The 22,999-nt window shown below is 41.5% G+C and carries 24 protein-coding genes; 21 read left to right on the forward strand and 3 right to left on the reverse strand.

Annotated elements, in window-relative coordinates:
• Positions 1-25: 25 nt before the first annotated feature.
• The 17 genes from nrfD (at position 26) to AC57BQ_RS26960 (ending at position 14,552) form a co-directional block, all read left to right on the forward strand.
• Positions 26-1,498, forward strand: a complete 1,473-nt coding sequence (gene nrfD, locus AC57BQ_RS26880) for an NrfD/PsrC family molybdoenzyme membrane anchor subunit (protein ID WP_090471148.1) — start codon at positions 26-28, stop codon at positions 1,496-1,498.
• 5 nt (positions 1,499-1,503) lie between these two features.
• Entirely contained in the window at positions 1,504-2,040 is a 537-nt protein-coding gene (locus tag AC57BQ_RS26885; RefSeq protein ID WP_090471150.1) for a DUF3341 domain-containing protein, read from the forward strand.
• Positions 2,024-2,608, forward strand: a complete 585-nt coding sequence (locus tag AC57BQ_RS26890) for a c-type cytochrome (RefSeq protein WP_496409174.1) — start codon at positions 2,024-2,026, stop codon at positions 2,606-2,608. Before AC57BQ_RS26885 ends, AC57BQ_RS26890 begins: the two co-directional genes overlap by 17 nt.
• A 13-nt stretch (positions 2,609-2,621) precedes the next feature.
• Entirely contained in the window at positions 2,622-3,875 is a 1,254-nt protein-coding gene (locus tag AC57BQ_RS26895; RefSeq protein WP_496409175.1) for a quinol:cytochrome C oxidoreductase, read from the forward strand.
• 48 nt (positions 3,876-3,923) lie between these two features.
• Positions 3,924-5,111, forward strand: a complete 1,188-nt coding sequence (locus AC57BQ_RS26900) for a cytochrome c oxidase subunit II (protein WP_496409176.1) — start codon at positions 3,924-3,926, stop codon at positions 5,109-5,111.
• Positions 5,112-5,129: 18 nt separating this feature from the next.
• Positions 5,130-7,019 carry a cytochrome c oxidase subunit I gene (locus tag AC57BQ_RS26905; protein WP_496409177.1) on the forward strand — a complete coding sequence of 630 codons (1,890 nt, stop codon included), beginning with the start codon at positions 5,130-5,132 and terminating at the stop codon, positions 7,017-7,019.
• Between the two features lie 94 nt (positions 7,020-7,113).
• Positions 7,114-8,175, forward strand: a complete 1,062-nt coding sequence (locus tag AC57BQ_RS26910; protein WP_496409178.1) for a COX15/CtaA family protein — start codon at positions 7,114-7,116, stop codon at positions 8,173-8,175.
• Positions 8,172-9,035: a heme o synthase gene (cyoE, locus tag AC57BQ_RS26915; RefSeq protein ID WP_369829187.1), complete on the forward strand. Its 864-nt coding sequence runs from the start codon at positions 8,172-8,174 to the stop codon at positions 9,033-9,035. Before AC57BQ_RS26910 ends, cyoE begins: the two co-directional genes overlap by 4 nt.
• Positions 9,032-9,616: a cytochrome c oxidase subunit 3 gene (locus tag AC57BQ_RS26920; RefSeq protein ID WP_496409179.1), complete on the forward strand. Its 585-nt coding sequence runs from the start codon at positions 9,032-9,034 to the stop codon at positions 9,614-9,616. Before cyoE ends, AC57BQ_RS26920 begins: the two co-directional genes overlap by 4 nt.
• Before the next feature lie 21 nt (positions 9,617-9,637).
• Positions 9,638-10,363 carry a cytochrome c oxidase subunit 3 gene (locus AC57BQ_RS26925; RefSeq protein ID WP_496409180.1) on the forward strand — a complete coding sequence of 242 codons (726 nt, stop codon included), beginning with the start codon at positions 9,638-9,640 and terminating at the stop codon, positions 10,361-10,363.
• Positions 10,364-10,374: 11 nt separating this feature from the next.
• The gene (locus AC57BQ_RS26930) at positions 10,375-10,719 is read left to right on the forward strand and encodes a cytochrome C oxidase subunit IV family protein (RefSeq protein ID WP_496409181.1); all 345 of its coding nucleotides are present in this window, start codon (positions 10,375-10,377) and stop codon (positions 10,717-10,719) included.
• Positions 10,719-11,414, forward strand: coding sequence for an SCO family protein (locus AC57BQ_RS26935; RefSeq protein WP_496409182.1), 696 nt, complete (start codon positions 10,719-10,721; stop codon positions 11,412-11,414). The genes AC57BQ_RS26930 and AC57BQ_RS26935 overlap by 1 nt, the downstream gene beginning before the upstream one ends.
• Before the next feature lie 113 nt (positions 11,415-11,527).
• On the forward strand, positions 11,528-12,103 hold the full coding sequence (locus AC57BQ_RS26940) for a DUF420 domain-containing protein (protein ID WP_496409183.1): 576 nt from the start codon (positions 11,528-11,530) through the stop codon (positions 12,101-12,103).
• 69 nt (positions 12,104-12,172) lie between these two features.
• Positions 12,173-12,451, forward strand: coding sequence for a hypothetical protein (locus AC57BQ_RS26945; RefSeq protein WP_166091289.1), 279 nt, complete (start codon positions 12,173-12,175; stop codon positions 12,449-12,451).
• Between the two features lie 137 nt (positions 12,452-12,588).
• Entirely contained in the window at positions 12,589-12,993 is a 405-nt protein-coding gene (locus tag AC57BQ_RS26950) for a DUF983 domain-containing protein (protein WP_496409184.1), read from the forward strand.
• A complete protein-coding gene (locus tag AC57BQ_RS26955; RefSeq protein ID WP_496409185.1) occupies positions 12,971-13,636 on the forward strand; it encodes a DUF2461 domain-containing protein in 666 nt (221 codons plus the stop codon). The genes AC57BQ_RS26950 and AC57BQ_RS26955 overlap by 23 nt, the downstream gene beginning before the upstream one ends.
• A gap of 106 nt (positions 13,637-13,742) precedes the next feature.
• On the forward strand, positions 13,743-14,552 hold the full coding sequence (locus AC57BQ_RS26960; RefSeq protein ID WP_496409186.1) for an OmpA/MotB family protein: 810 nt from the start codon (positions 13,743-13,745) through the stop codon (positions 14,550-14,552).
• Positions 14,553-15,035: 483 nt separating this feature from the next.
• Here AC57BQ_RS26960 and AC57BQ_RS26965 read toward each other — a convergent pair whose 3' ends face one another.
• Both AC57BQ_RS26965 and AC57BQ_RS26970 read right to left on the reverse strand, forming a co-directional pair.
• Positions 15,036-15,338 (reverse strand): DUF4286 family protein, encoded by a 303-nt coding sequence (locus tag AC57BQ_RS26965; protein WP_090471174.1) that lies wholly within the window; start codon positions 15,336-15,338, stop codon positions 15,036-15,038.
• Positions 15,339-15,713: 375 nt separating this feature from the next.
• Positions 15,714-17,519: a tetratricopeptide repeat protein gene (locus tag AC57BQ_RS26970; protein WP_496409187.1), complete on the reverse strand. Its 1,806-nt coding sequence runs from the start codon at positions 17,517-17,519 to the stop codon at positions 15,714-15,716.
• Positions 17,520-17,672: 153 nt separating this feature from the next.
• Between AC57BQ_RS26970 and AC57BQ_RS26975 the strand changes: the two genes are divergently transcribed.
• From AC57BQ_RS26975 to AC57BQ_RS26990, 4 genes are all read left to right on the forward strand, one after another.
• Positions 17,673-19,571 carry an alpha/beta hydrolase family protein gene (locus AC57BQ_RS26975; RefSeq protein ID WP_496409188.1) on the forward strand — a complete coding sequence of 633 codons (1,899 nt, stop codon included), beginning with the start codon at positions 17,673-17,675 and terminating at the stop codon, positions 19,569-19,571.
• 8 nt (positions 19,572-19,579) lie between these two features.
• The gene (locus tag AC57BQ_RS26980; protein WP_496409189.1) at positions 19,580-21,223 is read left to right on the forward strand and encodes a sensor histidine kinase; all 1,644 of its coding nucleotides are present in this window, start codon (positions 19,580-19,582) and stop codon (positions 21,221-21,223) included.
• A gap of 3 nt (positions 21,224-21,226) precedes the next feature.
• Positions 21,227-21,919: a response regulator transcription factor gene (locus AC57BQ_RS26985; RefSeq protein WP_370997271.1), complete on the forward strand. Its 693-nt coding sequence runs from the start codon at positions 21,227-21,229 to the stop codon at positions 21,917-21,919.
• A gap of 157 nt (positions 21,920-22,076) precedes the next feature.
• Positions 22,077-22,373, forward strand: a complete 297-nt coding sequence (locus tag AC57BQ_RS26990; protein ID WP_496409190.1) for a GIY-YIG nuclease family protein — start codon at positions 22,077-22,079, stop codon at positions 22,371-22,373.
• Here AC57BQ_RS26990 and AC57BQ_RS26995 read toward each other — a convergent pair.
• A complete protein-coding gene (locus AC57BQ_RS26995; RefSeq protein WP_496409191.1) occupies positions 22,370-22,996 on the reverse strand; it encodes a class I SAM-dependent methyltransferase in 627 nt (208 codons plus the stop codon). The two genes, AC57BQ_RS26990 and AC57BQ_RS26995, sit on opposite strands and share 4 nt — an antisense overlap.
• Between the last annotated feature and the right edge of the window lie 3 nt (positions 22,997-22,999).

A 22,999-nucleotide genomic window follows, 5' to 3' on the forward strand; every position in this document is an offset into this window, starting at 1 on the left:
TTTTTATATACAGAGATTAAAATATATGGCATCTCATAGTGAATCAATAATAAGGGAACCGTTAATAACGGGTAAAGACATTACCTATGGTCAGATCACTGACGATATATTACGTCCCGTAGAAAATATGCCAAGTAAAGCTTGGTGGATCGGTTTTACGGTAGCCTCGCTCGGAGCATTACTTTGGGTTGTTTCTATCAGCTACACCTTCTGGTACGGAATTGGATCATGGGGACTAAACAAAACAGTAGGATGGGCCTGGGATATCACCGGTTTCGTGTGGTGGGTAGGTATCGGTCACGCCGGTACGCTGATCTCGGCCGTATTGTTACTGTTCCGTCAAAACTGGCGTAACTCCATTAACCGCTCGGCCGAGGCGATGACCATCTTCGCGGTAATTTGCGCGGCCACCTATATCGGCGCTCACATGGGTCGCCCGTGGATGGCTGTTTATTCATTGCCTTTACCAAACCAGTACGGCTCATTATGGGTTAACTTTAACTCACCGCTGATCTGGGACGTATTCGCGATATCAACTTACTTCTCGGTTTCACTGGTGTTCTGGTACACAGGTTTATTGCCAGATATGGCTTCTATCCGTGACCGTGCAACAGGCTTACGCCGCCGCATTTATTCGGTAGCTTCATTCGGCTGGACAGGTTCAGTTAAAACCTGGCAGCGTTTTGAAACCGTATCATTAATATTAGCAGGTTTATCAACACCATTGGTACTTTCGGTACACACCATTGTATCCATGGACTTTGCAACCTCGCTTGAACCGGGATGGCACACTACCATTTTCCCTCCTTACTTCGTTGCGGGAGCTATCTTCTCGGGTTTTGCCATGGTGCAAACACTATTGCTGGTAACCCGTAAAGTATTAGGTCTGGAAAACTACATTACCATGTTCCACATCGAATCGATGAACAAGATTATCCTGGTAACAGGTTCGGTTGTAGGTGTGGCGTACATTACAGAGTTCTTTATCGCTTACTACTCTGGTGGCGAGTACGAACAATATACCTTCTTAAACAGGTTTATCGGTCCGTACTGGTGGGCTGCCTGTATGATGTACGGCTGTAACGTATTGATGACCCAGATGATGTGGTCGAAAAAAGTTAGAACCAATATCCCAATTTCATGGGTACTATCTATCATTGTAAATATAGGTATGTGGTTTGAGCGTTTTGTGATCATCGTTGTTTCCTTACACCGCGATTACATTCCTTCAAGCTGGGCCATGTTTTACCCAACCTGGGTTGACGTAGGTGTGTTTGTTGGATCTATCGGTATATTCTTTACCATGTTCCTGTTGTTCATCAGGGTAATGCCTTCTGTAGCTATTGCCGAAGTAAAATTACTGTTGAAGAGCGCGAGTGAGCAGGCTAAGAAGAAACAAATTGCCGAAGGTCACTTTGATCCGTCTCACGTAGAGTTCTACAAAGAGAACCTGATCAAGTTTGATAGTATTGACCATTCTGAATACGAAAAAGCATAATAAAGATGAGTAGCACCAAATATATATTAGGCATTTTTGATGATCCCGATGATCTGATGCACGGGATTGACAAACTACAAAAAAATAGTGTTCCTATTTACGATGTTTACACGCCAATGCCTATCCACGGTATCGACGCTAAACTGGGTATCAAGGACTCGAGATTAGGTTACGCGGCCTTCATGTTCGGCTGTATGGGTGGTACAACCATTTTTACAATGGTTTATTATTTCCTGGTACATGACTGGCCAATGGACATCGGTGGTAAAAACTTTTTTGCCATCCCCGATTTTATCCCGGTAACTTTTGAGTGGACGGTATTATTCGCGTCATACGGTATGGCATTTACCTTCTTTTTCGCTACGCACCTTTTCCCGGGTCGTGCGCCAAGAGTAATGGACCTGAGAGCTACAAATGACAAGTTTGTGATCGCCATTGACGCCAAAGGAAATATACCACACGAGGATATCAACACAATATTAAAAGAAGCAGGGGCAAGTGAAGTTAAGCATAACGACAGAAAATATGTTAGCTATGAATAAATTTAGAATATTAGGAACAATAGTTATCATTATCGCTGCTTCGATTGTAGTAACGTCGTGCAAGGATAAAAGGAGTACCGGATGGGAGTACGCCCCTAATATGTATGAGCATATCGCATACGATCCGGATCAAAAGAACCCGAATTTTAAGGATGGCAAAACCGCGCAGGTACCACCAGCCGGAACTATACCGGTAGGTTTTACCAAGTTTGATTATCCAAACACAAAAGATGGATATGAACTGGCAAGCGTAGAGGTTAAAACCGTATTGGCTCAAACCCAGGCAAACTATAAAGAAGGCAAAATTTTGTTTGAACACTTTTGCTCTCCATGCCACGGTGTTAATGGTCAGGGTGATGGTTTGGTAACACAACATGGTTATCCGCCGCCGCCATCATATTCAAAAGGCCAGTCATCACGTGGTGGTGCCATGAAAGACTTAACAGACGGTAAAATATATCATACCATTACTTACGGTGTAAATGCAATGGGTTCATACGCTTCACAGCTGGCCCCGGAAGAACGCTGGAAAGTGATCATGTATGTTCACCATTTACAAACTTTATAAGAATTAGAACTGAATGAATACTCATAATAGTTTAGACGAGCAATTTGTTTTTACCGGTAAGGCAAAAACATGGAGTTTAGCTGCCATAGCCCTGGGAGTTCTGGCCATAGCCCTTGGTTTTTTAACTAATCAGGGTGAGCGTACATTTGCCAATTTATTGCTCATGGGTTATTATTTTACCTGTGTTTGTACGGCCGGTGTATTTTTCTGCGCTTTGCAGTATGTAGCTCAGGCGGGCTGGTCGGCTTCATTGCTGCGTGTACCTCAGGCATTTGCCAGGGTATTACCTATAGCAGCTCTTATATTACTGGTTATTATCATAGCTGGTTTAAATTTAACACATCATACCGAAATTGAGGGTAAAGATGTAGTAGCCCCATATTTATACAAAGTATGGCACCAGGCTGGTGTTACCACACCCGGCAGCGAAAATTACGATCCTGTTTTGGCAGGCAAATCGGGATTTTTGAACATGCCGTTCTTCCTGATCCGTATCATATTATTTTTAGGCGCTTATATGACATTTGGCTGGTTACTGGCTAAATATTCTGAAACTGAAGACGAACTGGGTGGATTATTCTACTACAAAAAGAGCTTTACCATTTCGGCAGCGTTCCTGGTGATCTTCGGATTTACTCAACCAGTGTTTTCTTTTGATGTGATCATGTCCTTAGAGGCGCACTGGTTCTCAACCATGTTTGGTTGGTACAACTTCGCGGCCATGTGGGTAAGCTGTTTATCAGTGATCACCTTAACCATTATACTATTAAGGTCTGCAGGTTACATGCAATGGGTTACACAAGATCACCTGCATAACCTGGGCCAGTTAATGTTTGGTTTCTCTATATTCTGGACTTACGTATGGTTTGCACAATTCCTGCTGATCTATTACGCTAACATCCCTGAGGAAAGTGTTTACTTCCTGAAAAGATGGGAGCCTGAATTTAAGCCATGGTTCTGGTTAAATATTGTGATCAACTTTTTAGCTCCTTTATTGATCATCATGGCCCGTGATTCAAAACGTAGCACAAGCATATTGAAGGCAACCTGTATCATCCTGATCCTGGGCCACTGGCTTGACTACTTTATCATGATCATGCCAGGTACCGTTGGTGATAAAGTTGGATTTTTCTATATCGAAGTAGGTGTAGCCATAGGATTTGCCGGATTGTTTACTTATTTGATGTTGAATGCTTTAAGCAAATTCAAATCGCTTATTCCTAAAAAACATCCGTTCCTGCAGGAGAGCCTTCATCATCACATATAATAATTGTTATTTTTGCAACAAAGTACAGAATACCAAACTGACATTAAAATGGGATTCAGAAAATTTATAAATTCTAAAACATTACTATCGTTTATCACAGCGTTTATGCTTTTGGGCACAAACCTGCTGATGGCGCAAACAGAAGCAGCGGCAACTACCGGTGGGCAAACTGATGCCCCCCAGGTTGATTGGACTGGTGTTGCATACTATTTGCTTTTATTTTTCCTGGTATGCCTTGGCGTAGCTGTAATAGGTAAAATTCTGAAGATATACGATCTTACACTTAAAATACAAGGTAAAAAAGGAATGAAATGGAACACAGTGATGGCAGTAGTTTGCCTGGTGTTCCTGATAGCAGGTTTATACGGCGCTTACTGGTCGTTCACAGTACAAGGTAGCATGACCTTGCCTGAGGCCGCATCTGTACATGGTGTTAAAATTGATGAGATGTTTACCGTCACTACGGTTTTAACCATGATCGTGTTTTTTATTACCCAGATATTGTTGTTTGGTTTCTTATTCCAATACAGGCATTCTGACAAGCGCAGGGCTCACTTCCTGCCGCATAACAATACTATTGAAAAGATCTGGACAATTGCTCCAGCCATCGTTTTAACTGTATTGGTTGTGTTTGGCTTTTTCACCTGGCAAACAATAATGAATACCACAGATATTAAAGGCGATATCAATATTGATATTACCGGTCACCAGTTTGCATGGGAGCTTCGCTACCCGGGTAAAGACGGTGTGTTGGGCCCTAAAGATTTCAGAATGGTATCTGCTGCTAACAAATTAGGTGTTAACTTTAAAAAACGCAGCAGCTTTGATGATTTGCAGGTTGATACCATGTACCTGCCGGTAAACAAATCGATCAGGTTAAATATCCAGGCATTAGATGTGATTCACTCTGTTTACATGCCTCACTTCAGGGTTCAGCTTAACGCGGTTCCGGGATTACCGACCTTCTTTAAATTTACCCCAACAATTACTACCGCGCAAATGCGCACCCAGCTTGACGATCCTAAATTTGAATACTTGGTTTATTGCAACAAAATATGCGGTGGCGGTCACTATAACATGCAAAAAGTTGTACGTGTGGTTTCCGAAGCCGAATACCAGGCCTGGCTGTCAAGGCAAAAACCTTACTTAAGCGATGCTTTAAGAAAGGAATTGCATTTTGCCGCTGCGGATCAGCCAAAAACAGAGTCACAAAATAGGTTAGCGTTAAATAATTAATATAGAAAGAGAAGCGATATGTCAACATTAGCAGTTCACGACCACGGAGTAGCACATCACGACGATCACGGTCACGAACATCATCATAACCAATCGTTCCTGTCTAAATACGTATTTAGTATGGATCATAAAATGATTGCCAAGCAATTCCTGATCACAGGGATCACCATGGCAGTTATTGCAATGATATTGTCTATTTTGTTCAGGATCCAATTAGCTTATCCTGATAAAACTTTCCCATTGTTAACCACATTGTTAGGTCGTTTTGCACCTAACGGTCGTATCAGTGCCGATTTTTATCTGTCGCTGGTTACCATTCACGGTACCATCATGGTATTCTTTGTGTTAACAGCCGGCTTGAGCGGTACTTTTGCCAACTTGCTCATACCTCTTCAGGTAGGTGCACGTGATATGGCATCTCCGTTCATGAACATGTTATCTTACTGGTTCTTCTTTATGGCCAGTGTGGTTATGTTATCATCATTCCTGGTTCAAAAAGGCCCTGCCAGCGGTGGCTGGACAATCTACCCGCCATTATCCGCATTGCCAAAAGCGATGCCGGGATCAGGTGAGGGTATGACCCTTTGGCTCATCAGTATGGTGATGTTCGTAGCATCCTCATTAATGGGTGGTATCAACTATGTAAGTACTGTGTTAAACATGCGTACAAAAGGTATGGACCTTTGGAAAATGCCTTTAACTATCTGGGCTTTATTCCTGACCGCTATATTAGGTATCCTGGCATTCCCTGTGTTAGTAGCAGGTGTGGTGTTATTGATATTTGACCGTAGCTTTGGTACCAGTTTCTACCTGTCAGACATCGTGTTGAACGGTGTACAACAGCCTTATGAAGGTGGTAGCCCGATCCTGTTCCAGCACTTGTTCTGGTTCCTGGGTCACCCGGAGGTGTATATCGTAATTATGCCGGCGATGGGTATCTCATCAGAAGTAATGTCTGTAAACTCACGTAAACCGATCTTCGGTTACCACGCGATGGTTTACTCCTTAATAGGTATTACCGTATTATCATTTATCGTATGGGGTCACCACATGTTTGTTACGGGTATGAATCCGTTCCTGGGTGGTGTGTTCATGATCACTACACTGATCATCGCGGTACCATCGGCGGTAAAAACATTCAACTGGCTGGCCACTTTATGGCGCGGTAACATCAGGTTTACGCCTGCTATGCTGTTCGCTATTGGTATGGTGTCATTCTTTATATCAGGTGGTTTAACAGGTATATTCCTGGGTAATGCTGCATTGGATATTAACTTGCATGATACTTACTTTGTGGTTGCTCACTTCCACCTGGTAATGGGTTCGGCAGCTATATTTGGTATGCTTGCCGGTGTTTACCACTGGTTCCCTAAAATGTTCGGAAAAATGATGGACGAGAAATTGGGCTATCTGCACTTCTGGTTAACCTTTATTGGTGCTTACCTGGTGTTTTTCCCAATGCACTTTATGGGTCTGGATGGTGTACCACGTCGTTACTATGCCTTTACCGAATTTGTAAGCATGCAACGCTGGTTAACCGTAAATACCTTTATTACATGGGCAGCTATCATGGCAGCTTGTGCTCAGGTAGCATTCCTGTATAACTTCATCTCTTCTATATTCATTGGTAAAAAAGCTACACAGAACCCATGGGAGTCAAATACCCTGGAATGGACAACACCTGTTGAACATTTACACGGTAACTGGCCTGGCGAAATACCAACTGTTTACCGTTGGCCATATGATTACAGCAAGCCAGGTGCCGAAGAGGATTACATCCCTCAAACTGTTCCTTTCTCACAAACCATGAGCTCAAACTTACCTCATGACTTTGAAGATAACCCTAAAGGTTTAGAAGAACTGAATAAGTTTAACAGTACGCTGAAAGCAAACGAACAAGTAAAGTAATTTTAAGATAAGAGTGGTGAGTGATGAGTGGTGAGTAAGTTCTCGGTTAGAAAACTTATAACTCACTGCTCATTATTCACCACTCATCATTTCAATGAGCATATCCGCATCAAAAATCCGGTTCCAGAAAGTCACTCTCATAACAATAATCATACTTTTTGTTTTGATACTGGCCGGTGGAGTTGTGCGTAGCTCAGGCTCAGGAATGGGTTGCCCCGACTGGCCCAAATGCTTCGGTAGGTATATCCCACCCACCAGCAGTGCCGATCTGCCAAAAGATTACAAGCAAAAATATGTAGACCAGCGTTTAGCCAAAAATCAGCGCTTTGCCAAAACATTGGATGTATTCGGTTATAGCGATTTGGCTAAAAGGATCCGTGAAGACAGATCCATCTTAGTTCCCGAAGAATTCAACGCCGAAAAAACCTGGACAGAATACATTAACCGTCTTATTGGCGCCATATCCGGTTTATTCTTGTTTTTATCAGCTGTATATGCTTTCAGTTACTGGAGTAGCAGCAAGCGGATAGCTCTTTTAAGCCTGTTTAATTTTGTATTGGTGGGCTTTCAGGCCTGGTTAGGCTCCATCGTGGTATCAACCAACCTGGTAGCCTGGATAGTTACCGTACATATGTTGCTGGCACTAGCCATATTAGCCATATTGATATATACTTATCACCGGGCTAAAGTGTTAGATAATGCTAAATTAAATACTGGTACGCTGATATACATTATTACGATCCTTGCTTTATTGGCCAGTATTTTCCAGATAGCTTTTGGTACCGAGGTACGTGAAGAAGTTGATGCTGTAGCTGCTCATTTTCAGGGTGGATACCGTAATAATTGGATCAGCAGTGTAGGTGAAATATTTACGCATCACCGCGATATGGCCGTATTGGTATTGGTGCTCAACATCATGCTGTATGCTTTAATACGCAAAAACTTTGGTCGTCATTCTGTACATCAGCAATTGATGAGCTTTACTTTTTTAATGATCATGCTGCAGATAGTAACCGGTATATTATTATCATACTGGGCCTTGCCTCCAGCAGCACAGGCCTCGCACATTGTGTTGGCGAGCCTTATTTTTGGGGCACAGTTTTATTTGCTTTTAAATTTATACAAACCGGTTAGTGTTAGGGGGATAAGCAAATGAACATGAAAGATTTTTCAAAGCTGATCAAAACACGGCTCACCTTCCTGGTGGTGTTTTCGGCTTCTATATCCTTTTTAATAGGAAGTAAAGTTAACGGTCATATCGACTGGCTAAACTGGGTAAAACTCATAGTAGGCGGCTTTTTGGTAACAGCTGCAGCAAATAGCTTTAATGAGATCATCGAGAAGGACCTGGATAAGCTCATGAAACGTACGATGGATCGTCCAATCCCTTCGGGGAAGATGAATACCGGTCAGGCGCTTGTTCTGGGTTTGGGTATGGGTATGGCGGGCACCTATTTATTGGGTAGCCTTAACCTGCTAACAGGCCTGCTATCCGTATTTTCGATCTTATTATACGCTTTCGCTTATACACCGTTAAAACGTAAATCGCCAGTAGCGGTATTTGTTGGCGCAATACCGGGCGCATTGCCTCCGCTTATTGGCTATGTAGCTGCTCACGAAAGGATTGACGAGATCGCTCTGATCCTGTTCGCTATACAGTTTGTATGGCAGTTCCCGCATTTTTGGGCCATTGCCTGGGTGCTGGATGATGATTATAAATTGGCTGGCTTCAGACTGCTGCCAACCGGCAATCGTAATGCAGGAAGTGCCGTAATTACCTTTATATTTACACTGATATTGCTGCCAGTAAGTTTACTGCCAACCATTTACGGTTACGGTGGTTATTATGTAGGTGGTGTATCCTTAGTTTGCAGTTTAATATTCTTATACCAGGCTTTTGGCCTGTTACGCGCACAGTCGATAGAGACAGCCCGCAAATTAATGTTCGGCTCCTTTATGTATTTGCCTGTAGTGCAGTTAATGTTTTTATTTGATTTTATAGGAAAAGTGAAATGATGGCTCAGATTCAAAAAAATAACGACAGGCTTGATCTGGCTCCCAAAAAATTCAACATGTGGATATTTATATTCACCTCGTTCATGTTTTTTGCGGCTTTAACCAGTGGGTTTATCGTTTATAGTGGTGGGAAGGGGCATGGCCTTAATGTAATTATGCCCGATGCGTTTAAATACAGCACCGCCGTAATTATTATCAGCAGTATTACCTTGTTTTTGGCCTCCAAAGCCGCCAAACAGTTACAGTTTGCCAAACAGCGACTATTTTTATGGCTTACGTTTGCGCTGGGCGTAGCGTTTTTTGCTATACAGGTTTATGCCTGGTATGTATTAACCTACAAAATGAATGTGTATCTTACAGATCCAAACGCGTCCCGCTCATTTGTTTATATATTTACAGGGATGCACTTATTGCACATAATTGCAGCTATATTGTTACTATTGAATACCCTTACAGGTACATACAAGAACATTCCGCAGGTGCGTAACCTGTTTAAAATGGAAATGACCTCTATTTTTTGGCATTTTCTCGGAATTATATGGATTTATCTGTATGTTTTTTTACTTTTGAACCAAAATTAATACACCCATATTTAAGTACAAATGAGTACAGCAGTATCACAAATTGATGAAATAAAAACAACTCCATGGTCTGGAGGGAGATCACCCTTCAATGTGGAGTACGGAAAAATAATGATGTGGTTCTTCCTCCTTTCGGATGCGTTTACCTTTTCGTCATTATTGATTTCTTATGGTGCATTACGTTTCAGCGCAAGCGTATGGCCGGCGGCTGATAAGGTTTTCCAATCGGTACCAGGTATGATAGACCATGGCGCGCCGCTGGTTTTCGTAGGTATCATGACCTTTATCCTCATCCTGAGCTCTGTTACCATGGTATTAGCTGTGGAAGCAGGTCACCGTAACGCTAAAAAAGAAGTGATCTGGTGGATGATAGCTACTGTTATAGGTGGTTTTATGTTCCTGGGTTGCCAGGCTTTAGAGTGGGCTCACTTACACCATGAAGGTTTCTGGTGGGGAAGTACGCCAAGCTTACATGAATTAAAAGAGTTTTTTGCTGAAGGTGTGGGTACAGATGCAACGCGCCATTTAACCGCGCAGGAATTTGCAAACTTATTCTTTACCATCACCGGTTTCCATGGTTTCCACGTATTTACCGGGGTTATCATCAATATCATCATTACCGTTAACGTACTGTTGGGTACTTACGAAAAACGCGGTAGCTATTTAATGGTTGAAAAAGTAGGCCTTTACTGGCACTTTGTAGACCTGGTATGGGTATTCGTATTTACATTCTTTTACTTAGTATAAAAAATATTTATATGTCATCAGATTCACAAGAAGTTCACCACGAAGAAGGCGAGCACGCAACAATGACCAGAGGGAGAATTGTTAAAGTGGCTCTTATCTTGTCGGCTATTACTGCGGTAGAGTTTATTATAGCGCTGCTACTGGTTCCACATGGTTATTTGAATATAAAATATGCAAACCCGGTATACATTGTTTTAACCTTGTTTAAAGCATTTTATATTGTTGCTTTCTTTATGCACTTAAAGTTCGAAAAGCTGGGTTTAGCCCTGTCTATCATCGTGCCGATACTATTCATTATAGGTTTGATCCTGGTATTGACTAACGAAAGCCATCACTGGATTACACTGAGGGGATAATGGCCGCAATAGCGAAAAAAATTCTAATCCTGGTGCTCATATTAGCAGTGCCAGGATTTTTGTATTATTTACTCACCGCTAAAGGTAAAAACAGGTATAAGCCATTGGCTATTTACGGCCAAAAAATAGTGGCCAAAACCGGGCATAAATTTCACGGTAAATATATACCCGATACCATCTATCATCAGCTGCCTGCCTTTAAACTTACAGCGCAGGATGGCAAAGCAGTAAGTGACTCAACCTTTAAGGGTAAAATAATGGTAACCGGATTTTTTTATACCCATTGTCCTACGGTATGTAGTACCATTAACCGTAACATGAGTTATCTGGTGGATACCTACCGCAAAAACAAGATGGTGTATTTTACATCCATTACAGTCGACCCGCAGCGCGATTCAGTATCGGTATTGAAAAAATATGCCGACAGCTTTAAGCCGGCCTCCAATCGCTGGTTGTTTTTAACCGGTGATACTACCTCTATCTATAGCCTGGCCCGCAAAGGGTTCCTGGTTAACGCCATAAAGGAGAGTGACGACGATTTTATTTACAGCGATAACCTGGTACTGATTGATTCCGAAAAACGCATCCGCGGCTATTACAAAGGCGCTAATACCAATGATATCAATCGCCTTACCGACGAGATCAAAGTACTAATTGCCGAGGAGCTGCGCAAAGTGGATAAACCGCTGTATTAGACGTAAGAAACAAGATGTAAGAATCAAGAATCTGTATAAAGGATACCTTACATTAACGATAAAATAAAAAATGAATCTTGACTCTTGTGTCTTGATTCCTGACTCTTAAAAGAATGACTGATAAATTTATATTCCGTTTTGTGACGGTTATTACCATAGTAGTGATAGGACTGGTAATTTTGCTCAACAGGCACCTGATACCAGGGCCAGCTGTCGCGCCATCGTTTACACCTTATTTACCCATGCTTAATGCCATATTGAATGGTACCTGTACCATACTGTTACTGGTGTCGCTATACTTTATCAGGCAGGGCAATATCAAGGTGCATAAAAATCTGAATATCCTTACTTTTAGCTTATCGGCATTGTTCCTGGTATCATACGTGTTGTTTCATTACCTCATGCGTAACGAGATCTTATACGGTGATATCAATGGCGATGGCTTGCTGTCCGATTCAGAAAGGCTCGCTGCCGGTGGCATGCGTACTTTGTACCTGTGTATCCTTACCCCGCACATTATACTGGCGGCAGGTGTATTGCCGCTTATTTTGCTCAGCTTTCACCGCGGCTTGCAAATGCAGGTGGCCAAACACAAAAAGCTGGTACGCTGGACATTCCCGATATGGCTTTACGTAACCGCATCCGGCGTTATTGTTTATTTAATGATACGGCCTTATTATCATTTTTGATTGGATACTAACTACTTGATACTGATAAACCACTTGCTACGACATTAATAATTAGTTAAATTTGCCCATATGAAAACAGGTTTTAAGATTATATTATTTGTATTTGCCCTGGGCCTTATGGTTTGCAGCAGGCAACCTGTAAAAGCCCAATGCGCACAATGCGCCGCCACGGTTGAAACCAATGCCAAAAGTGGTGGTAATGCTGCCAAGGGATTAAACAATGGTATTTTGTTTTTATTAGGCGCGCCTTACCTGGCAGCCGGCGTTGTTGGCTTTATCTGGTACAAAAAATATCGCCGTAAAAACGTCGATCTTAACATACGCAAAGAAAAACTTCATCTGAATTAAAAACCTTTAACAGGTTGTACGTTTGACGTGATACGTTTTACGTACAACACTGAATATCATGTTTTAAGAAAACGCAGAATACTGCGCTACCAAAAAACGTACTACGTATCACGTACAACGTAAAACATAAAATCATCATGCCGCCAACTCCCAAGTCATGGGCTATGCTTCACTGTAAATGTCCGCGTTGCCGCAGGGGGGATATGTTCCAGGGAGGTGCCTACAGCTTTTCTAATAAAATAAACCTCAATTGTCCGCATTGTAATTTACACTTTGAAATTGAGCCGGGGTATTTTTATGCCGCCATGTATGTAAGCTATGCCTTAAATGTCGGCGAAGCGCTGGGCCTGGCCTGGCTCACCTTTCTCATCACCCATAATGCCGATTCGCCCTGGTTGTATCTAAGTGTCATAATTTTGGGCTGTTTTGCTTTGGCTCCTATAAATTTCAGATATTCGCGGGTACTATTGTTATATTGGTTATCACCCAAAATACATTACCAGCTATATTTAGATACCGATGATAAACCAGGAAAGTCTTGAATTTTTAAAGGATCTCGCAGCAAACAATAACCGGGAGTGGTTTTTAGAGAACAAAGGACGTTATGAAAAAGCCCGCGAAAATGTAATTGAGTTTACAGTGGAGCTATTGAGTGAAATGCACCGGGTAGATCCGGGAATTGACGAAACACTCGATCCCAAAAAATGCGTGATGCGTATTTACCGCGACATCCGTTTCCGGAAAGATAAAACACCTTATAAAATTAACTTTGGCATAAGCCTGCCCACACAAGGTACAAAGCTTGGCGGTGCCGAATATTATTTGCAGATACAGCCCGGCGGTGACTCCTTTATCGCCGGCGGATACTGGATGCCCGAAGCCGCGCATTTAAAATCCATACGCCAGGAAATTGATTATAACGCGCATGATCTGAAACAGATCATTGATGCACCGGAATTTGTTAAGCTATTTGGCGATTTCAGGGCGCAGGAGCAATTAAAAACCGCTCCGCAGGGATATAGTCCCGATAACGAAAATATCGACCTGTTGAAGCTTAAAAGTTTTATAGCCTGGCATAAGATAAGTGATAAAGATATCGTTAAAAAGAACGCGGCGGCGCAAATTGCCCAGGACTGCAAGCTCATTTATCCGCTCAACGTATTTTTAAGGAATGCACTTGGATAATTAATTTGAAAATGTGTCAATTTGAAGATTTGAGAATGAGCGGGTTTTTATTTTCAAATTTTCAAATCACCAAATTTTCAAATGCTTTAAAATAAACATAATCACAATGAAGATCACCTACTACCTGTTGGCCCTGGCTCTGAGTCTTACCTTTTATTCCTCCTGTAAGATCATGTCGCCAAAGGCTTACAAAGCTTTGATTGCCGAGCGCGATTCCTTAACCACCCGTACCGAAACACTGGAAACCCAGGTTTTTCAGCTCAAGGCCGATACCATGCGCCTGCACCGTGAGCTGGCCAACCTGAGCAATAACAACAGCGCCTTAAACAGTAACCTGAACACCAGCTCGTCAAAATTAAAACGTTTGGCAGCTGATCTGGAAAAACGTGAGGCTCGTTTAAAAGAGGTGGAGGACATCTTACGCAAACGCGATGAAGCCGCCAACGCGCTTAAAAATAAATTGCAGCAGGCCTTACTGGGCTTTCAACAGAGTGGCTTAACAGTTGATATTCGCAACGGCAAAGTATATGTGTCGCTGGCAGATAAGCTGCTGTTCCCATCGGGTAGTATCGTTATTGACGATAAAGGTAAAGCCGCCCTGAAACAACTGGCTGTAGTGCTGAATAAAGAACCCGATATTAACATGGCTATTGAAGGTCATACCGATGATAAAAAGGTAATTAACCTGGGCCAGATCAAAGATAACTGGGACCTGAGCGTACTGCGTGCCACCTCGGTAACCCGCTACCTGACTGAAGTTGAAAAAGTTGATCCGCACCGCTTAACAGCTACAGGCAAAAGCGAGTTCCAGCCCATCGACCCGGCGCCAACCAACGAGGCCCGTGCGAAAAACCGTCGAATCGAAATTGTGCTCACCCCACGATTGGATGAGCTGTATAACCTGATCACCAAATAGCCCCTGAAGTGGGAACGAAAGTTGAAGTCTCTCAGCCTTACGAAGTTTTTAAAACTTCGTAAGGCTTGAAAATAATATTGGATCAATAAAACCATGTCATTGCGAGGAGGAACGACGAAGCAATCGCATGCTGTACAGAGACTCTGTATAGTTCGCGATTGCCACGCTTCGCTCGCAATGACATGATTTTTCATTTGATAAGGCCGCGAAAATTTCGTATATTTATAAAACAGAACAGCCCGACGCTCTAAGATAAGAGTGTCGGGCTGTTTTGTTAAGAGGAAAACTGGCCTAAAAATTGGCTATTTTTTATGTAGTTATTTGATAGTCAATAAATTAATACTTTTTAAAGTTTCAAAAACACGTTAAGAACAGCGTTGAAATTTGTTAAAAAGTGTTAAAATGAGAGTTTTTTGAGCAATTTTCGATCGATTTTACCCCATTTTCGGGCCGAAAAGTGTTAAAATTTAAGGTTTAAAAAGTTTATTCTACCTCTTTCATCAGGGTATTGAACATCACAAACTTTTCATCAAACTGCTGCTGATGGATAGCCTGGAACTTGTGCAGGTGGTTCATATAATATTGCTGAAACTGCTCGATGTTATCGGCATTGTACTGGATGCAATAGGTAACCCCTTCGTTGGGCGAATCAATAACCGTTAGTATCTTGTAGGATTGGAAACAGCCTGTAGCCATTATAGCGGGTATATGAACAGTCTTGATCCAGTTAAGCCACTCATCGTGAATGGTTTCTTCAATTATTATGGTGTCGTTGTATACAATCATGGTGCTGCAAAAGTAATTAATTGGTTCATTAGTTCATTGGTTCAATGTTCATTAGTTGAATGCGTCCTGCCCGATGAACTATTTAACGTGAGCCCTGGATAAGCAGTTCAGGTTATTTAAAGGCTCCCTGAATACTTTGCTTAAAGCTGATCAATGTAAACCCCATTATTTATGGTTTACACTGTAAACCGTTTTTTTGATATAAAATAAGTTAATTAATTGATTATCAGTAATTTGAAATGATGTAAACCATAAAAAGTGTAAACCATGTAAACCCAATTTTAACATAACGGACATCGGCATCAGGTTTGCATTTCTTATCCCGAACTCACGTTATTTACTAATAAACCCATGAACATTGAACCAATGAACTGTCTAAGAATCCGCCTTATCGCCCCGCAATAGCCTGAAACGCTTGCGGGCTTCGTTGATCCAGAGGCTGCCAGGGTAGTTTTTAACGATCTTTTCATACCAGACTTTGGCGCTGGCTTTGTCGTCGAGGCGGTTCTCATAAATATCACCCAGCATAAAAACGGCGTCGTCAGCCCACAGGTCATTTGGATGGTCGTCGGCTATTTTTTTGAGGAGGGGTACGGCAGCGGCATAATTCCTCTGCTGTATCAATATCCTTGATTTCGACATCAGAATATCATCGCTCAGGCTGTTGTTCGGAAATTTTTTGTCGATACTGTCCAGCGTCATCACGGCCTTGTCTGGCTGTTCGGCAAATATCAGGAGGTCGGCCCGGGCATATATTTTCAGGGCATTGCCTACACTGTCGGTTGCCGTATTATCGTCAATCAACAGCTGTAAGTTAAGGGCATCGTTGGCAATTAATTGTGATGTGGCGGCTTTTAACACATTAAGCTGTCCTTTGGCCCAGGTAAAATCGCCAGTGTAGTAAGCCAGTTTGGCATTCCTGAATTTGGCATCCTGGTTAATATCGGTATTAGGGAAATCTTTTTCAACCTGACTGTACAACAGGGTTGCTTCCCAGGGCTGTTTGTTGATCAGGTATATATCGCCAAGGTCAAGCTTGCAGGAAGCCAGCAACTCGGGCCTGATGTTGGGGATATTTGTTGCGTCCTCGAGCAACTTTTGGGCTTCGTTAAGTTTATGCAGTTTAAAGGCCTGGAGGTTAGCCAGTTTCTGCATAGCAAAAACGGTACTGTTATTACGACCGAACTCAGTGAGCAGATCGGTATAATCCTGCTCCAGGCCTGTCAGATCGGTCGGCAGGTATTTACCCGAGGTTACTTTTAAATTTTTAGTATTGATGAGCTCAATTTTAGCGGGGATGTACATGGGCGATGTTTTACCCTTGCTAATGATATACTCATACCCACGAATAGCGGCATCATAAGCTTCGTTGGAGTTTAGGGTACGGCAAAGCTCAAAAATGTTGGTACCATCGTCATTTTGTCTTCGGCTTAAAGCCAGGGCTTGGTTCAGGGCCTGGTCAAACTCCTTTTGCTGCATAAATTGCCAGGTAAGCAGCTCGGCATATATCGTTTGCTGCGGGTCTTTTTGTATGCGTCGCAGCAGATTCGATTTCAGCATATTATAATCGGGATCACCCTCATAAATGGTCGAGAATGCGTTTTCGGCCTGGGAAATAAAATTAGGGTTCGCCGGTAAAAAGTTCAGGTACTCTTCGGTAAGGTTTACCTTATCTCTTTTAAAACGGTAAAGATTGATAAGCTCATAGGTAAACGCCTCATTACTGTTGAGCGTTTTGCGACCCTGTTGGAATATTTTTATAGCATAATCCAAATTCGAACTCTGGTAAAACTGACCGGCCAGCATCGCTATTTCATTACGGTCGGCAGGTAAATTCTTGATCAGGTCGTCATAAATGGCGTCAGCTTTGCTTAGGTTACCTTGCTGGGTATAAACTGTACCCAGGGTAATTTGGTACTGATTTTCGTTAGGATGTTTACGTACCAGCTTTTTTACCACACTTTCGGCCTCATCAAATTTTTTGAGGCTGAGCAGGGTGTTCACATAGTAGGAGTAATAACCTTCGTTGTTCTGTTTGTATAATTTCTGGTATATTTCAAGGGCTTTTTGGGGTTCGCCATTGGTGGTATATTGTTTAGCTAATTGCAGGTCATTATCCTGTGCAAAAAGCCGGGTAGCCATCATCAAAACAATAATAACAGTATTTAATAAAGCCCTCATCTGCTCAAAAATAGTCAATTAATAATTACTACGTTTCTGGGAATTTATTTTAATATTATATAACGTTACAGGTGGGTAAAATTGTAGTGACATTTTGATAACATTAAGTTATTTAACTAATTTGACCAGAATAATAAAATTGGGGTGATTACCATGTTGGGTCGAGTAAGACATTTACTGTTAATTGTTTTTGTACTAACCTTATATTCCTGCAAGAATAAAGTAAGGCCAATTCCTATTGCCGATTTTTTTAAGGCTCCGGAAAAGATGTTTTATAAACTATCGCCCGATGGTAAGTATGTATCTTATCTGAAATCATATAAAGAGAAGAGGAATCTTTTTGTACAATCATTGAGTGATGGTAAAGAGCATATGGTGACCTCTTTTGATGATTTTTCTGTACGCCCCGATTATTTCTGGACCTATAATGATCAATTGGTTTTTAGTCATGAAGCAATTGATTTTGACACCTTTGAGATGTATGCTATCGATGTGGAATCACTTAAGCTGCGTACTGTGCTGACATTGAACAGGGTAAAGGTGGGTATGCTTAACCGCAGCAAGAGCGAACCTGATGTGATCACCATTAAAATGAACAAGCGCGATCCTGCGAACTTTGACATCTATCGTCTCAACATAAAAACAGGTGAACTGAAACCTTATCTTATCAATCCGGGTAATATAACGGAATGGTTCCCTGATGCCGATGGTAAAATACGCCTGGTTAAATCATCAGATGGTGTAAATGAAACTATATCATACCGGCCCGGTGATGATGCCCCGTTTAAGCCTATTATTGAAAATAACTTTAAAAACTCGGTGAAGCCAATCGCCTTTACGGGTGTGAAAAACTATTTCTATGCCCTGTCAAACGTTAACCGCGACAAAACAGCGCTGGTTGAGATCAATGCCGAAGATGGTAAAGAGCAGAAAACTATTTTTAGCTGCAATAGGGCCGACATATTGAATGTGGAATATTCCAGGAACAAGCACCGGGCTGAGTTTGCCTCGTGGGAGGATTCCATACCGCATAAGCATTTTCTGGCATCCGATGTAGAGCAAATATATAATAGCCTGCTGCAACGACCCGAGCTGAAGGGTAATGAAATAAGGGTAATGGATCGGGACAGCGCCGAAAACAAATTTATCCTGAATACTTATACCGATCGTAACCCCGGTTCCTTTTATCTGTATGAAAAAAATACAGATAAACTAACTAAACTGGGCGATGTTAATCCGGCTTTAACACCTGATAAGCTTTGCTCTATGCAAGCTATCTCCTACAAAGCGCATGATGGCTTGCTGTTAAACGGTTATTTAACATTACCGCAGGGTAGTAAACATACTAATTTACCTGTAGTAGTGATACCACATGACGAGCTGTGGCGTAACCGCGACTCCTGGGGATATGATGAGCGCGTGCAGTTTTTAGCTAACAGGGGATATGCTGTTTTCCAGGTGAATTATCGCGGCTCAACCGGATATGGTAAAGCTTTCAGGAGTGCCGGATTTAAGCAGGTGGGCGGTAAAATACAGGACGATATAACCGATGGTGTACACTGGCTTATAGCGCAAAAGATAGCCAACCCCAAAAAGATAGCCATTTTTGGTAATGGCTTTGGCGGTTTTTCGGCACTTTATGGTATCTCATTTCATCCGGAGCTTTATAACTGTGCCGTTGTACAAAACGGGCTCATTAACTTTTTTACTTTTATTAAGGATGCGCCGCCATTTTTAAAGCCTTATTTAAAAATGATATATGAAATGGTGGGCAATCCCGAAACAGATGCTGATCAACTCAGGGCTATTTCCCCGGTGTTTCATACGGATAAGATAAAAGCACCGTTAATTATTTTCCAGGGAGCCAAAGATCAGCGGGCGAATATCAGCGAGCTTAACCAGTTTGTGGGCGAACTACGTAAGCATAATGTTGATGTAAAATATTTTTTAAAACCCAATGAACGGGCTTTTTTCAGAAATGAGCATAACCGCATGGAAATGTACGCCGAGATAGAAAAATTCCTGGATTATAACATGCGGGTTAAACCATAATACCCCTTATGCCTGTACATAAAAATGCTTACCGCAAAAGCTTTTTGCTGATCATCATATTTTTGGTGCTCATATCGGTAACTTTTGTGGTGGCGCTTTTTGTATCCTACAACCTTACGGCAAAATATGTGGAGAATGAGTTTGGTTCAAAAAAAATTGAAGTATTGGAGCAAACTATAAAGCCGTATTATGATTTTTTTCAGAATAAAATACCTGAGATCACCTCGTATCAGGGTTTTTTAGACTCTGCTTCGGCAGCCAAATATGCAGCATCGGTTTTTCATGATTATGCATTTGTAAGAAGTATCGTTTTTTATGACGTACTGATAGGCAGTAAAGCTCCTATCACCATCCGCAGAAACAACCTGGATATATCTGTTAGAGGGATATATCAATATTGGTATAAAAGAGGGAAGGTGTTTGGAGCCAAAAGGATCAGTCCCTCTGATGAGTCTGATTTTAAAGAAATGGCGGTTAAGCTCGATAACTATATCGCTTTTTCTGATACAAGCCGGGTATCCAGCCAGGATGAGTTGTTCAAGACATTTTGGGATGTAAAACCCAATAAGATCAGTTACACTAATATATTAAGGCGTGAGGATATTAGAATATACCGTGATCTGCAGCAACGAAATACCGTTAAGGCATCGTACAAACAAAACATGATGACCTTTCATCTCGACCCGTACCGGTTAAAGATAAAAAACACAAGACATGAGCTGTACCAGAGTGTATCCATACAACCTGTTGTTTATGATCCTGTTGATAGCGAAGGTAATAAGTTGATAACCGAAGTTTCGCTCCCTATTTCATTTTCTGATTATAAATTATTTTTTAGCTCAGAGCGGGGTTACCTGGCTAACGAAATTAACCGGCGTTTTATGCCTATTGGCGCAGTGGTGCTATTGATATCGCTTTTTTTAGTACTTATTGGCTGGCTTATTTACCGCAACCTTAATGTCAACATCAAGCTGTTTAAGCTGCAGTACGACTTTATTAATAATTTTACCCATGAGTTTAAAACACCTGTAAGCGTTATAAAAATCGCGGGATCAAACCTGCGCGGCGACGGAGAGCTTACCGAAAGACAACGTAAGCATTATGGCAAAATACTGGATGAAGAAGCCGATAAGCTTAATGATCTGATGAATAAGTTGTTGTCATTTACCCAACTTGAAAATAAATCCATCACGCTTAAAAAGGAAGAAATAGTGGTAGATGATTTTGTAAGCCGGTATACCGATACGTTTAAAATAAAATATCCCGACTTTAAATTGAATTGTAAAATAAACGGTGTTGACACATTTTATACCGATCCGGTGTTATTGGGTAGTGTATTCCAGAATCTGATCGAAAACGCTTACAAATATTCCCATCCGCAAAAAAAGGAGCTGAATATAAATATTACGCACAAAAAGGGTGATATTGTATTTTCGTTTGTTGACAGGGGCATAGGTATACCTAAAGAGGAGTTAAATAATATATTTAAGAAATTTTACAGGATAGAAAATCAGTATAACCAAAACGGAAGCGTGGGCTTGGGTTTGGCTTTTTGTAAAGAACTGGTTAATTTTATGGATGGCGATATAGTTGTTCACAGTAAAGTTAATGAGGGTTCGGAATTTATAGTCACGCTTCCATATGAAAATTAAAATATGAACAAGGAAATTAAAATTGCGCTGGTTGAAGATGATGAAAACCTGCGTTTTCTGGTGGCAGAACGCTTACAGTCAGAAGGATATAAAGTATTGGAAGCTGATAACGGCGACGATGCCGAAAGCATTATACTGGATGAACAACCGGATATTGTATTGCTCGACTGGATGTTGCCCGGCAAACCGGGATCACAGGTATGCAGCAGCATTAGGGAAAAAGGGTATGATAAGCTGATCATTATGATGACGGCAAAGGCCCAGGATGTAGATAAGATTGAGGCTTATAACTTTGGTGTATCCGACTATATTACCAAGCCATTTAATATGGATGTGCTGGTAGCGATGATCGACAATAAGATCAAATTCTCGCTTAATAGCGAAAAATCAGAGTCGTATCGCTTTGCCAATATGGAGCATTTACCCAATACGCACTTACTGATCAGGGATAACCGCAAAATTGAACTGACCATATTGGAGAACCGGATATTGCTTTATTTCCTGAAGAATAAAAATAAAGTGATTAACCGCGAAGAGCTGATGATGGAGGTTTGGGGTTACAATGCCGATGTAAATACACGTACCCTGGATATGCACATTGTACGTTTGCGTAAAAAGATCGAAACTAATGCCGATTCACCGCAATACCTGCAAACGGTAAGGGGAATAGGGTATAAGTTTGTATATAACCAGTAGGGGGAATATTGACTTGATAATAAGCCATCTCACTATGTCATTGCGAGGAACGAAGCAATCTCATCAGGATAAGCAAACCTGAATAGCATGAGTAATTTGCATAATGAGATTGCCACGCTACGCTCGCAATGACAAATTTTAGATTGTTTGTCACGTTATGAAAGTTCACGAATACTATGTCTATATTATAACCAACAGATCAAATGATGTGTTATATGTAGGGGTTACAAGTGATTTGCAAAGTAGAATAAACGAGCATAAACTAAAGATATATAAAGGATTTTCTGCAAAGTATGGATGTAATAAACTGGTTTATTATGAAGAATATCAGTGGATTCAGGACGCTATTGCTAGAGAAAAACAACTAAAAGCCGGTTCACCACAAAGGAAAGTTGATTTAGTTATTGCAAGTAATCCATTATGGATTGATCTAAGTGTTGATTGGTATGATTAGGCCACATTATTCCGATATACACCTGCCACAATAAAATCATTAAAAAAGGTCTTTTCATCTACCATGGCACAGCTGTTAGCAGTGAAACGCGTCTTTATCCCGGGTAATTTACTGGCCTCGATACCACAGATCAACCTGAAAAAAACAAACATGCTTTTTAATAAAAACCGTTGCCACCACCTGCCAGTAAGTTGAAAATCTGCATTGAGCCAGAAGCCCTGTGGTTTTAGTAAAGCATGGATATGGGTAAATACTATATGTAGCGTTTGCTCCGTAAAATTATCAAACAAGAAGGGGGTGATCACTGCGTCAAAATCGGGTGTTAGGTTTACTTGTTCAATGGCACTTTGAATATAAACTACCTCGTTGCTGCCACTATCTCTTTTTTTTGATAGATCCATCATGGCTGCTGCAATTTCAACATAAGTAATGCATAGACCAGAAGGGTGTATTTTTGTAAGCTCTTCCAATATCCAGCCGGTACCGCCTCCCACAATAAGTACCCGGGAACCAGGTGCGATAAAACCAAGCAGGTATAATTGAGCATTTATCAACGCACGACCATATACCAGGCGGGAAAGACCATCATAAAACCAGGCTGAATTGTTGAAGTTAGCCGCCATTGT

It is taken from the genome of Mucilaginibacter sp. BGA-UO-ETr-C110 (assembly GCF_059567985.1).